Source organism: Shinella sp. 838 (assembly GCF_029623935.1).
In the GTDB taxonomy this organism is placed as follows: domain Bacteria; phylum Pseudomonadota; class Alphaproteobacteria; order Rhizobiales; family Rhizobiaceae; genus Shinella.
In genome coordinates this window covers 270,836-283,272 of record NZ_JARSBQ010000002.1, presented here as the reverse complement: position 1 = coordinate 283,272, position 12,437 = coordinate 270,836, and the positions used below count along the sequence as shown (strand labels likewise).

Here is a 12,437-nt window from a genome sequence, read left to right as displayed (position 1 = left end):
CCGCGCTGTCGCCGCCCGGCCACGGCGGACCCGGTTTGTGAACGCTGTGTCAATCACCGGACGAATTGCCGTTTTCGCGCGCGCGGACTATCCCGGATGGCAACTTCAACCGAAACGAGGGTGGCACGATGCTTGTCAACGGCAAATGGACGGAAGACTGGCAACCCGTCCAGGCAAAGGACGCCAAGGGCGGCTTCGTGCGGCAGGTTTCAAGCTTCCGCAACTGGGTGACGCCCGACGGCAGCGCCGGCCCGACGGGCGACGGCGGCTTTGCGGCCGAGGCCGGGCGCTACCAGCTCTATGTCGCGCTGATCTGCCCGTGGGCCTCGCGCACGCTGATCACCCGCAAGCTGAAGAAGCTCGACGACGTGATTTCCGTCTCGGTCGTCGAGCCGGCGCTGTCCGCCCAGGGCTGGCGCTTCGGCGACTATCCCGGCGCGAACCGCGACGACCTCAACGGCGCGACCTACATGCACGAGCTCTACACCCGCGCCGCGCCGACCTTTACCGGCCGCGCCACCGTGCCGGTGCTCTGGGACAAGGCATCGAAAACGATCGTCAACAACGAATCCGCCGACATCATACGCATGCTGAACAGCGGTTTCGGCGCGCTGGCGGACGAAAGCGTCGACCTTTATCCCGAAGCCCTGCGCGGCGAGATCGACACGCTCAACGAACGCATCTATCCCGCGCTCAACAACGGCGTCTACCGCGCCGGCTTCGCCACCACGCAGGCCGCCTACGAGGAGGCCTTCGACGGCGTCTTTTCGATGCTGGACGAATTGGAGGCACGCCTTGCCGCCGGCGGGCCGTTCCTCACCGGCACGACCTTCACCGAGGCCGACACCCGCCTCTTCGTCACCCTCATCCGCTTCGACGCCGCCTATTTCGGCCTCTTCAAGTGCAACCGCCGGCAGCTTGCCGACTATCCGGCGCTCTCGGCCTATACGAAGCGCGTGCTCGACCTCCCCGGCGTGCGCGAGACGGTCAGCATCGACCACATCAAGCACGGCTATTATTCGATCAAGACGCTGAACCCGAGCGGCATCGTGCCGCTCGGACCGGATCTTTCGGCACTGGGGCTTTAAGCCTCCTTCGCCTCCACCATCGCCATCAGCGTCTCCAGCCGGTCGGCGTCGGCGGGCAGCTTGTCCTGTCGCAGGCGGGCGATGCGGGGGAAGCGCATGGCGACGCCGGATTTGTGGCGGGTGGAACGGTTGATGCCTTCGAAGGCGACCTCCAGCACGAAGCCGTAGCCGGGCTCGGCCCGGACGGCGCGCACGGGGCCGAAGCGGTCTGTCGTGTTGTTGCGCACATAACGGTCGAGCACGTCGAGCTCGGCATCGGTGAAGCCGAAATAGGCCTTGCCGACGGGAACCAGCATGGGGCCTTCCGGACCATCGGTCCAGACGCCGAAGGTGAAATCGGAATAGTAGCTCGACCGTTTGCCGTGGCCGCGCTGGGCATACATCATGACGGCGTCGATGTTGAAGGGATCGCGCTTCCACTTGAACCACGGACCCTTCATGCGGCCGGCCTGATAGGCGCTGTCGAGCCGCTTGAGCATCACCCCTTCGATGACCGGATCGGGCGGATCGCGGCGGATTTTCTCCAGTTCCTCCCAGGAGGTGAACGGGACCAGCGGCGAGAGGTCGAACCGGTCGTGCGGCGCCCTTTCGATGATCGCGCCGAGGCGGGCGCGGCGAGCGGAAAAGCCTTCGGGACGCACATCCCCGTCGCCGTCGAAGAGCACGTCATAGGCCCGCACGAAGGCGGGATAGTCTTCCAGCATGCGCGCGGTGACGGTTTTCCGGTTGAGGCGCTGCTGGAGGTCGGAAAAGGTGCGCGTCGGGCTGTTCGTGCGCGCCGTGCCGCCGACCAGCAGCTCGCCATCCACCACGCCCTCGAAGTTGATCGCGTCGAGCACATCGGGAAAGGCGGCGGAGATATCGTCGCCGGAGCGGGAATAGAGGCGGCGCGTGCTGCCGGCCGCGGAGAGTTGCACGCGAATGCCGTCCCATTTCCACTCGGCGGCAAAATCCGCGGGATCGAGCGTGTCGAGGTCCCCCTCGCCCACGGGATTGGCGAGCATGACGGAATGGAAGATGGCGGGCGTTGCGAGCACCGGGCGCTCCGCCCTTCCCTCCAGCCAGGCGAAGAGCGGCTCATAGGGCGGCGCAAGCCCGTGCCACAGCGTCTCGATCTCGGCGACATCCTTGCCCGAGAAATCGGCGAGCGCCTGCTTGGCGAGGCGGGCGGAGACGCCGATGCGCAGGCCGCCGGTCGCCAGCTTCAGGAAGGCGAAGCGGGCGGAGGGATCGAGCCGATCGAGAAGATCGCGCACGGCGCCGCGTACCTCCGTGCGGCCGAGCCCGTTCATGCGCGCGACGACCGTACCGAGCCGGGGCTGTGTTTCGTCCGGCACCCGCTCCTTGCGCTCCTGGTCCCAGACGAGCGCGATGGTTTCCGCGAGGTCGCCGACATAGTCGTAGGAATAGCGGAAGAGCACCTCATCCATCCGCTCCAGCACGAGTTCGCGCAGGAGCGCCGGCTTGACGCTTTTCAGGTCCAGCGTGCCGGCAAGGGCGGCAAGGCCGTAGCCGCGATCGGGATCGGGCGTATCGCGGAAGTAGTCGGCAAGCAGCGTGAGCTTGCCGCCCCGCGACGGGGTGAGAACGAGGCGGTCGAGGAGTGTGGCGAAGGCTCTCATGGATGACCTTTCGCGCGATGGCAGCGGGTGCGTTTCAGCCTCAATCCCCCTCATCCTCATAGCCGACGAGATGCAGCGGCCGGGCCGGGACGCCAGCGAGTTCGCACCAGCGCACCAGTGCCTCCTCACGGCCATGCGTCACCCAGACCTCGCGCGGCGCAAGCTCGCGGATCGTCTCGGTCAATTCAGGCCAGTCGCAATGGTCGGAGATGACGAGCGGCAGCTCGACGCCGCCCTGTTTTGCCCGCTGGCGCACCATCATCCAGCCGGAGGCGAAGGCGACGAGCGGCTCGTTGAAGCGCCGCGCCCAGCGGTCGGCGAAGGCGGAAGGCGGGCCGACGACGACGGCGCCGCGGAAATCGGCGGGGCTGCTGCCCTCCGTCGTGGCGGGACGCAGATCGCCGAGCGCGATGCCGCAGCTGACATAATAATCGCAAAGGCGGGCGAGCGAACCGTGGATGTAGATCGGTGCGTCATAGCCACAATCACGCAGCAGGCGAATGACGCGCTGCGCCTTGCCCAGCGAATAAGCGCCGAGGAGATGGCTGCGCTCGGGGAACTGCCGCAGCGAGGACAGCAGCTTGCCCATCTCGCCCTTCGGCTCGGGATGGTGGAAGACCGGCAGGCCGAAGGTCGCCTCGGTGATGAAGACATCGCAAGGCACCGGCTCGTAAGGGGTCGAGGTCGGGTCGGCGCCGCGTTTGTAATCGCCCGACGCGACGATGCGCAGCCCGTTCCGTTCGACGGCAATCTGCGCCGAGCCGAGCACATGGCCGGCAGGATGGAAGGAGACGGTGACGCCGGAAAGGTCGATGCGCTCGCCGAAGGCCGCCGCCTGCCTCGTGCCGCAGAAATCCGCGCCGTAACGGATTTCCATGATGTCGAGCGTCTCGCGCGTCGCCAGCACCGCGCCATGGCCGGCGCGGGCATGGTCGGAATGGCCATGCGTGATCAGCGCCCTCGCCACGGGGCGGACGGGATCGATGTAGAAATCGCCGGCAGGGCAATAGAGGCCGGCGGGCGCCGGATGGAGGAGCTGGTCGGGCTTCATCTGGGAGAAGATAGTGGGTTTCGCGCGCGCCGCCAGTGGCAGGCGCGCGCGGCGGGCCGCAAACCGAGGCTCTCGCCCTGTGCGTCCGCTCAGGCGATCGCCAGCATGCCGGCGCGCAGCACCGCCATGTCGACGTCCGAAAGCTGGCGGTCGATCTTCTCGTGCGTTTCCTTCCAGACCGGGAAGGCCTTCGTCAGCAGCCGGCGCCCCTCACCCGTCAGGCGCAGCAGCCGACCGCGCCGGTCGCGCGGATCGGCCTCGATGACGACGAGGCCGCGACGCTCGAGCGGCTTCAGCGCGGCCGTCAGCGTCGTGCGGTCCATGGCCAGCACGGCGGCGACCGGGCCCATCGGCGGCGGTTCCGGCCGGTTCAGCGCCATCAGCAGCGAGAACTGGCCGTTGGTAAGACCATAGGGGCGCAGGGCGTCGTCGAACCGCCGGGCCAGCGCCCGCGCCGCGCGCTGGGCATGCAGGCACAGGCAATTGTCGCGCACGAAAAGGGTTGTCTCATAGGGAATCAGGACATCGTCGGACATGCCCCTTACTGTTGATGTCAACATAACAATGTCAAGGCCCATTCGGCCAACGAAGAAATCCCGCCTGCGAAAGCCTGACAATCGTCATTTTTAGACTTTGTTTAACAAGAAAATTCATACTTCGTGCACCAGTCGCCGGCAGCGAGGATTCCGCCCCCATGATGACAGACAAGACGCTTCTCGAGCAGATGCGCATCAACGAGATCGAAATCTTTCATCGCATGCAGCTGCTCGACCTCAGCCAGGACGAGCTGGACCTCATCGCCAGCCTGAAGAAACTGATCGAAAGCGAGATCGAGGACATCGTCGAGGCCTTCTACCGGCACCAGACGGAATTTGACGAGATCTCCATCGTCATCGGCGATTCCGAGACGATGCGCCGGCTGCGCGCGGCCCAGCGCAAATACATCATCGAGATGTTCTCCGGTTACTACGACGGCGAATATGTCAACAGCCGCCTGCGCATCGGCCTGGTGCACAAGCGCATCGGCGTCGAGCCGAAACTTTTCCTGTCCGGCGTGCGCACGCTCAAGCACATCCTGTTCTCCACCCTCGAACGGCATTTCGCCGATCCGGCGATCCTGCGCCCGATCATGGTCGCGATCGACAAGTTGTTCTTCTTCGACATCACGCTCGTCTTCGACACCTATATCGACACGCTGGTAAGCGAGGTCGAAAGCGCCAAGAAGCGCACCGAGGCCTATGCCTATGCGCTGGAAGAAAAGGCCAAGACGCTCGGCAACCACGCCGAACGGGACTCGCTGACCGGCCTCTACAACAAGCGCGGCATGATGAAGATCATGAAGAGCGAGCTGCGCATGGCCCAGCGCCGCCACACGCTGCTCAGCCTCATCTATATCGACGTCAACAAGTTCAAGCACATCAACGATACCTACGGCCATGCCAAGGGCGACGAGATCCTCATCTCGCTCGGCCACTGCATGAGCAACCAGGTGCGCTCGGCGGATTTCGCCTGCCGGGTCGGCGGCGACGAATTCTGCGTGATCCTGCCCGATTGCGACCATGCCGGCGCTCAGCAGATCGCCCAGCGCATCGCCAGCGAGTTCTCGCTGGAAAACCCGGATTTCTCGATCAGCATCGGCGTGTCGGAAACCGGCACGCAGGAATATATGAGCGAGGACGCGCTCATCAAGGACGCCGACCAGCGCATGTACCTGCACAAGACCGGTGCGAACCTGCGCGCGGGCGCAGCGCCGGAACGGACCGCGCAGGAGCGCTACAAGGCCGCCGGCTGAAGGCGAGAGCGTTGCCGCCTTTCCTTGAATCGCGAAGGCGCTCCAACTCCTTGTTTTAACGCAATTCCGGGCGCAAAACCGCTGCGCACTTTTGCTGGAATTGCCCTAGAGACTGGGAATACAGAGGATCGCCTGGAGGGCGCGGGCGTCGATGGGGCGGGAAAGGTAATAGCCCTGGATCTCGTCGCAGCCGGCGTCGCGCAGGAAGTCCACCTGTTCGCGCGTCTCGACGCCTTCGGCGATCACCCGCAGCTGCAGCGTATGGGCGAGCGAGATGACGGCGCGGGCGATGGCGGCATCGTCACCGTCGTCGGGCAGGTCCTGCACGAAGGAGCGGTCGATCTTCAGGCGGCCGACGGGAAAGCGCTTCAGCGAGGAAAGGCTGGAATAGCCGGTGCCGAAATCGTCGATGGCCAGGTGCACGCCGAGCTTTTCGAGACGGTGCATGGTCTCTACCGCCTGCTGGACATCCTGCATGATCAGGCTTTCGGTGAGCTCCAGCTCCAGATAGCGCGCCTCCAGCCCGCTTTCGGCGAGGGCTGCGGCAACGCGCTCGACCCAGTCCTTCTCCTGGAACTGGCGGGCCGAGACGTTGACGCTGACGACGATGGGCGGCAGGCCGCTTTCCTGCCACGCCTTGTTCTGCCGGCAGGCGGCGCGCAAGGTCCAGTCGCCGATCGGGCCGATCAGCCCGGTCTCCTCGGCCAGCGGAATGAAATCACCTGGGCCGATCAGCCCGCGCTCGGGATGGCGCCAGCGGATCAGCGCCTCGACGGCGAAGATGCGCCCGGTCGCAAGATCCATCTGCGGCTGGTATTGCAGGAAGAGCTCGCCCTGGGCGAGTGCGTGGCGCAGTTCCTCCTGGCGCTCCAGCTTCTCGTGCGCCCGGTTGGCAAGCTCGGCGGTGAAGACCTGCATGGCATCGCGGCCGATCTCCTTGGCGCGGTACATGGCGGCATCCGCGCGGGCCATCAGCTCGGTCGCGTTGCGTCCGTGCTCCGGATAGGCGGCAACGCCCATGCTGCAGGTGATCTTGAAGGAACGGCCCTCGATGAGAACGGGCTCGGCGACCGCCTCGCGCACGGCGCGCAGCCGGTCCTCCACGCGCTCGCCCTTGCGCATCGCACCGTTGATCAGCACGACGAACTCGTCGCCGCCGAGACGCACGATGCTGTCGCTCGCCCGCACGCACTGCTGCATGCGCGCGGCGACGATCTTCAGCAGCGCGTCGCCGGCATGGTGGCCGAGGCTGTCATTGACCAGCTTGAAATTGTCGAGATCGAGGAAGGCGAGCGTCATCGAGCCACCGCGCTCGTCCGCCGCCTCGATGGCCGAGGCGACGCGCTCGTCGAGCATGCTGCGGTTCGGCAGGCCCGTCAGCGTGTCGTGATGGGCCATGAACTGGATGCTGTCTTCCGCTTCCTTGCGCTCGATGGCGATGCCGGCAATGTGCGTCGCCATGCCGACGAGCTTCATGCATTCGGCAGTGGGCTCGCCGCTGCTGCGCGAATAGAGCGCGAAGGAGCCGAGCACCTTGCCCTGGTAGGAGCGGATCGGCGAGGACCAGCAGGCGCGGAAGCCGTAGGGCGCAACGAGCGCCTTGAAATCCTCCCAGAGCGGGTCGGTCTGGATGTCGGAGACGATGACGGGTTCGCCCCGCCACATGGCCGTGCCGCAGGAGCCGACCTTCGGGCCGATCTCCAGGCCGTCGATCAGCTTGCAATAGCCGGGATCGAGATTGGGCGCGGCGCCGCTCAGCATGCGCTTGCCGTCATGCGCAAGCATCAGGACGGAGCCGAGGACATCGGGCACATGCGCCTCGATGAGGAGGATGAGCGAAGAGAAGACCTCGGTCAGCGGCGCGCCGAGCGCGATCATCTTCAGAAGATGTGCCTGACCGACATGCAGGCTCTCGGAGCGCTTGCGCTCGGTGATGTCCCGCGCGACGCCGACAAGGCCGATCACCTCGCCCTCGCCGTTGCGCACGGGCAGTTTCGAGGTGAGCAGCCATTTGAGCCGGCCCGTGGAATCGCGGATCAGCTCCTCCATGTCGAGCATCGGCCGGCCGGAACGGATGATCTCCTGTTCGGTCTCGAAGAAGCCGCGCGCGACATGTTCCGGATGGATATCGAAGTCGGAGAGGCCTTCGAGGCTCTCCAGCCCCTCGCGCCGGTTGTCGATGACGATCGCGCGGTTGGCGACGACGAAGCGGCTGTTTCTGTCCTTGAAGTAGAGGTAGTCGGGCACCTCGTCGATCATGGCCTCGAGCCACATCGTGCGCTCGCTCTGCGCGGAGGCGAGCGGGAAGAGCCGGGCCGCCTCGCTGATGAGACGCTGGCTGGCGGACATCAACCGCACCGTCGGGTCGGCCTCGTCGTTGCCAAGGTGAGACAGTTTTGTCGACATGAATCCCTGCAAGTCCCAAACGCGAGGAAAGACATTGCCGGCCGCCTCTCCTTTCGGAATGCCCGACGGTACACCTAGAGTCGTTATCCAACCCTAAAGGAAACCGGCGAAATGCTGCCAATCCGGGGCCTTCCGCCCCATTTCGGCAACCCTGGCGCGCAGCATCCTTACCGTGCCGTTTCGGCACAACACCACCTGGCACGGTTCCTGCTCCTTTGCCGGCAAGGAGCTTTCATGGTTAGCAGACGGTTATTCCTCTCGGGTCTCGGTCTCGGCGCGGCAGGCATCGCCGCCCCGGCACACGCCCGCACGCAGCTGCCGGTCGTCGACGTCGACCTCAGGGGCAGCATCGATGCGTCGGCGCACGGCATCCGTCCCGGGGCGGACGACCGCAAGAGCAAGGCCTTCGCCAGGCTGCTGAAGGACGCGGCGGCGAAGAACACGCCGGTCTTCCTGCCGCCGGGCGACTATGTCGTCTCCAACATCACGCTGCCCGACAACACCCGCCTCACCGGCGTACCGGGCGCCACCCGCATCGTCTATGGTGGCGACGGCCACCTCTTCGCGGCCGATGGCGCGGGTCGGATCGAGCTTGCCAATCTCGTTATCGACGGGGCGAACCGCTGGCTCGGCGACACGGTGGACGGTCTCGTGCATTTCAGCAACGTCGCCAATGTGATCATCGAGAACTGCGAGATCCAAGGCTCCTCCAAGACCGCCGTCAGCCTGCAGCGCTGCGGCGGGCGCGTCGAGCGCAGCCGGCTTTCGGGCGCGGCCGAATACGCGCTCTATGCCGTCGAGAGCCGCGACCTCTCGGTCACCGGCAACCACGTCTTCGACTGCGGCAACGGCGGCATCCTCATCCACCGCTGGGAGAAGGGCCGCGACGGCACGATCGTCTCGGGCAACCGCATCGCCCGGATCTCCGCCACCCATGGCGGCACCGGCCAATATGGCAACGGCATCAACATCTTCCGCGCCGACGCGGTGATGATCAGCAACAACCACATTTCCGGCTGCGCCTTTTCCGCCATCCGCGCCAATGCCGGCTCCAACGTGCAGATAGCGGGCAACACCTGCCTCGACAGCGGCGAGACGGCGATCTACTCCGAATTCGGCTTCGAGGGCGCACTGGTCAACAGCAACCTCATCGACGGCGCCGCCAACGGCATCCTCATCGTCAATTTCGACGAGGGCGGGCGGCTGGCCACCGTCAGCGGCAACGTGGTGCGCAACCTGAAGCTCGAAGGCCCCTATGTCCACGACGGCGCCGGCTTCGGCTTCGGCATTGCCGTGGAGGCCGATACGGTCGTCTCCGGCAACACGGTGGAGAATGCCCCGAAATGGGGGCTGATGCTCGGCTGGGGCCCCTATATGCGCGGCCTCGTCGTCAGCGGCAATCTGGTGCGCCAGAGCCCGGTCGGCTGCGCGGTGACGGTCGTGGAGGAAGCGGGCTCGGCCCTCATCTCCGGCAACATCTTCGAGGATACCCCGAACGGCGCCATTGCCGGCTACCGCTGGAACGAGCGCACCACCGGAGACCTTGCAAGCGAGGGCTCGACCTTCGCGCATCTGACGATCGAACGGAACCGGACGGGCTGACCCCGTCCCGCAACGCGTCTCTCCTTCCTGCCCGAACGGAGAGGCGCCATGGTGGATGAGGGGGCACCCGCATCGCCCCCTCATCCGCTCTCATCCCCTGGTGGCCACCGTCACCCCTTGGTGATCAGGATCAACACCGTGAAGATCACCGGCACCATGGCGAGCGCCGGCAGGATGATCGCGGGGTAGCCGAAGATCGCGATCGTGAGGATCCAGATCAGCAGGCAATTGACGACGAACAGCGTCTTGGCGACCGCCGGGCCCTCGGCGGCTTCCCGCAGCATCCACCCGAAAACGGGGAAGGCATAGGCAAGCCGCAGGACGAGCGGCCGCCCGCTCGCTCGCGTCTCTTCACCCGCAGCCACTATTGGTGGCCTTCATGGCTGGCAGCGGCGCCGTCAGCCGGCTTGGCACCCGGCTTGGCGGCCTCGATCTTGAAATCCACGTCGATCTTGCCGGCCTTCTCGAAATTCAGCGTCGCCTTGAATGTCTCGCCTTCCTTGAAGGGATGCTTGATGCGCATGAACATGACGTGCAGGCCGCCGGACTTCAGCTCGACCTTGGCGCCGGCCGGGATCTCGATGCCGTCGGGCAGCTGGCGCATCTTCATCACGTCGTTCTCCACGGCCATTTCGTGGATCTGCACGTCGTCGGAGACGTCAGGCGCGGTGACGGAGACGAGGCGGTCGGCCTCGGTGCCCTTGTTGGTGATGGTCATGAAACCGCCGCCGACGGGCTGGCCCGGCAGCGTCGCCTTGGAGGCGGGATGGCCAATCTCCAGGTTGCCGAGGGTGAACTCGTGGGCGAAGACGGCCGAGGCGGAGAGCGCCAGGGCGACGACGGAGGCAAAAATACGTTTCATGGAGAAAATCCTTTCTGGCTTTCGGTTCAGGAAAAGAAGCGCCGCAGCGGCGGCACGAAGCGGATGACGACCTGGTCGAGGAGGATCATGGCGAGGATGGTGAGGCCGGTCAGCGGGAAGAGCACGCCGAAGACGGCGGCGATGGCCCACAGGCCGGCATAGATGCGCCCCTCGCGCGGGCCGGGCGGCACGCCGATGCGGCCCTTCGGCCGGCGCTTCCACCACATGACGACACCCGACAGGCTCATCGCGATGACGACGAGGCAGGTGGAGAGCATGAGAAGCTGGTTGAACAGCCCCCACTCCTGCCCCTTGTGCACGTTGATGCCCCATTCGATCAGCTTGCCGGTCGCCGGATAGTCGGCATAGGCGGTATCGACGAGGCGTTCGCCGGTATACTGGTCGATGTGCAGCGTACGCTCGTATTGCAGGTCGGCCGGATAGATCGCCGCAGTGTAGACACCGGTCTCGCCCGAGGGCGGCGAGAGGTCGTAGCCGGGCAGCATGCCGGCGGCGTTGGCGATCGATACAGCATTGTCGAGGCCGATGGCGGGCAGTGCCACCTGCCCCTCGCCCGGCGGCGTGGAAGTCGGCACCGGCGCGTTTTCCAGGAGCCAGGCGGTCTTCGGCAGCACATCCGTGGTGACCAGCATGGAATGCGGCACCCGGTCCCACAGCTCGACCGGATAGCCCATGCCGTTCGCCGTGAGATAACCGTTGACCTTACTGCCCCAGAAACCGGTCCACAGCAGGCCGCTGAAGGCCAGGAACAGGATGAGCACGGCGGCGAAGATGCCGGTGACGGCATGCAGGTCGCGCCAGAAGACGCGCCGGGCCGGCGTGCCGCGCACGCTGAGCACGCCGCCCGTCTGGTTGCGCGGCCACCAGAGATAGACCCCGGTCAGGACGAGCACCACGGCAAACCCGGCGACGACCTCGATGATGCGTTCCCAGGAGGTGCCGAAGTAATCGAGGCTGTGCAGGTCCTCGACGACCTGGTTGAACTCCTCCTTGGCGCCGACCGTATCCAGAACGGCACCGTCATAGGGATTGACGAAGACCAGCACCTTGCCGGCCTCGGTGGAGACGGTCACGCGGGCCGAGCGGTCCGTGCCGGCCGGCGTGCGGTAGGAGGAGAGCGCCGCGCCGGGCACGGCGGTGACGGCCTTTTCCACGATGGCCGAGGGCGGCAGCTCCGTGCCGCCGACCGCGACATAATTGCGGTAGCGGAACAGGCTGGCGTCGATCTCGTCGTTGAAGAGGTAGAGCCCGCCGGTGATGGCAAGGCTGATCATGAAGGGCACGGCGAGAAGGCCGGCGAAGAAGTGCCATCGCCAGATGGCGCGGTAGAGGCGCTGCGCGAGCGCGGAGGGTTCAGCGGCGGCAACGGCCGGCGCATCGGAAATCACGGACATGCAAGGGTCCTGTCAGGCTGGAGTTTCGGCACACGGCGGTAAACCGGCGTGCGGGCGCAACGATCAGGCGGACAGGAAGGGAGGCGCACGGGGCGGCGCGCCGGGACGCTCGCGCCGCGGGCGCAACGCCTCCTCGATGAGGGGGAGCGCCGCGACACGGCGGAAGACAAACACGGCGCCGTCAAGATCGGCCGGCGCCGGTATCAGCATGGCACTGCCGATGCGGCAGGCCTCGCACTTCACCGGCGTCACATGCTTGACCTTGCCGTCGACCATGTCGTTGAGGCAGATGTCCGGCAGGGTGCCGTCGGGAAGAACGTACTGGGTGAGCTCCAGCGCGCTCGGCTGGGTGGCCGAGGCCGGCTGGTGGGCGAAACCGACGAACAGCAGGGCAACTGCGCAGAGAATGCGCAGGCAAGCGGCCCAGCGTGTCATGCATCGTGTCATCGGTCGTCCCCATCCGCGATCCGCACGGACCCTTCGCCCTTAGCCCCAGGCCGGCGGAAGGTCAATGCGACAAAGCAGGCCCGGCACCATCACGACAATTCATGGATCGATCAGGCCGGCGCTCTACCGCTTCCCCGAACCGCCGCCTATGG

The 12,437-nt window shown here is 65.9% G+C and carries 11 protein-coding genes; 3 read left to right on the top strand and 8 right to left on the bottom strand.

Translation table 11 applies throughout. The features are described from left to right. The first annotated feature begins 128 nt into the window (after window positions 1–128). A complete protein-coding gene (locus tag P9A16_RS08995) occupies window positions 129–1,088 on the top strand; it encodes a glutathione S-transferase family protein (RefSeq protein WP_023515073.1) in 960 nt (319 codons plus the stop codon). Here the strand turns inward: P9A16_RS08995 and P9A16_RS08990 are convergent. The 3 genes from P9A16_RS08990 to P9A16_RS08980 form a co-directional block, all read right to left on the bottom strand. Beyond that, the gene (locus P9A16_RS08990) at window positions 1,085–2,710 is read right to left on the bottom strand and encodes a cisplatin damage response ATP-dependent DNA ligase (RefSeq protein WP_023515074.1); all 1,626 of its coding nucleotides are present in this window, start codon (window positions 2,708–2,710) and stop codon (window positions 1,085–1,087) included. The two genes, P9A16_RS08995 and P9A16_RS08990, sit on opposite strands and share 4 nt — an antisense overlap. A 40-nt stretch (window positions 2,711–2,750) precedes the next feature. After that, window positions 2,751–3,761 carry a ligase-associated DNA damage response exonuclease gene (locus P9A16_RS08985; protein ID WP_037407979.1) on the bottom strand — a complete coding sequence of 337 codons (1,011 nt, stop codon included), beginning with the start codon at window positions 3,759–3,761 and terminating at the stop codon, window positions 2,751–2,753. Between the two features lie 89 nt (window positions 3,762–3,850). Beyond that, the gene (locus P9A16_RS08980; RefSeq protein WP_024271212.1) at window positions 3,851–4,297 is read right to left on the bottom strand and encodes a MarR family winged helix-turn-helix transcriptional regulator; all 447 of its coding nucleotides are present in this window, start codon (window positions 4,295–4,297) and stop codon (window positions 3,851–3,853) included. Window positions 4,298–4,455: 158 nt separating this feature from the next. Between P9A16_RS08980 and P9A16_RS08975 the strand changes: the two genes are divergently transcribed. Continuing rightward, window positions 4,456–5,553, top strand: a complete 1,098-nt coding sequence (locus tag P9A16_RS08975; RefSeq protein ID WP_024271213.1) for a GGDEF domain-containing protein — start codon at window positions 4,456–4,458, stop codon at window positions 5,551–5,553. A gap of 105 nt (window positions 5,554–5,658) precedes the next feature. Here P9A16_RS08975 and P9A16_RS08970 read toward each other — a convergent pair whose 3' ends face one another. Further along, complete coding sequence (locus tag P9A16_RS08970) at window positions 5,659–7,959, bottom strand: EAL domain-containing protein (RefSeq protein WP_278025650.1); 2,301 nt, start codon at window positions 7,957–7,959, stop codon at window positions 5,659–5,661. 234 nt (window positions 7,960–8,193) lie between these two features. On the opposite strand from P9A16_RS08970, the gene P9A16_RS08965 reads away from it, so the two are divergent. Beyond that, a complete protein-coding gene (locus P9A16_RS08965; RefSeq protein WP_023515330.1) occupies window positions 8,194–9,561 on the top strand; it encodes a TIGR03808 family TAT-translocated repetitive protein in 1,368 nt (455 codons plus the stop codon). 110 nt (window positions 9,562–9,671) lie between these two features. On the opposite strand, the gene P9A16_RS08960 is transcribed toward P9A16_RS08965, so the two are convergent. From P9A16_RS08960 to P9A16_RS08945, 4 genes are all read right to left on the bottom strand, one after another. After that, window positions 9,672–9,926 carry a hypothetical protein gene (locus P9A16_RS08960; RefSeq protein ID WP_023515331.1) on the bottom strand — a complete coding sequence of 85 codons (255 nt, stop codon included), beginning with the start codon at window positions 9,924–9,926 and terminating at the stop codon, window positions 9,672–9,674. Continuing rightward, a complete protein-coding gene (locus tag P9A16_RS08955) occupies window positions 9,926–10,423 on the bottom strand; it encodes a copper chaperone PCu(A)C (RefSeq protein ID WP_023511888.1) in 498 nt (165 codons plus the stop codon). Before P9A16_RS08955 ends, P9A16_RS08960 begins: the two co-directional genes overlap by 1 nt. 26 nt (window positions 10,424–10,449) lie before the next feature. Beyond that, on the bottom strand, window positions 10,450–11,829 hold the full coding sequence (locus P9A16_RS08950) for a PepSY-associated TM helix domain-containing protein (RefSeq protein WP_037408663.1): 1,380 nt from the start codon (window positions 11,827–11,829) through the stop codon (window positions 10,450–10,452). Between the two features lie 72 nt (window positions 11,830–11,901). Next, window positions 11,902–12,273, bottom strand: coding sequence for a hypothetical protein (locus tag P9A16_RS08945; protein ID WP_051758763.1), 372 nt, complete (start codon window positions 12,271–12,273; stop codon window positions 11,902–11,904). Window positions 12,274–12,437 lie beyond the last annotated feature (164 nt).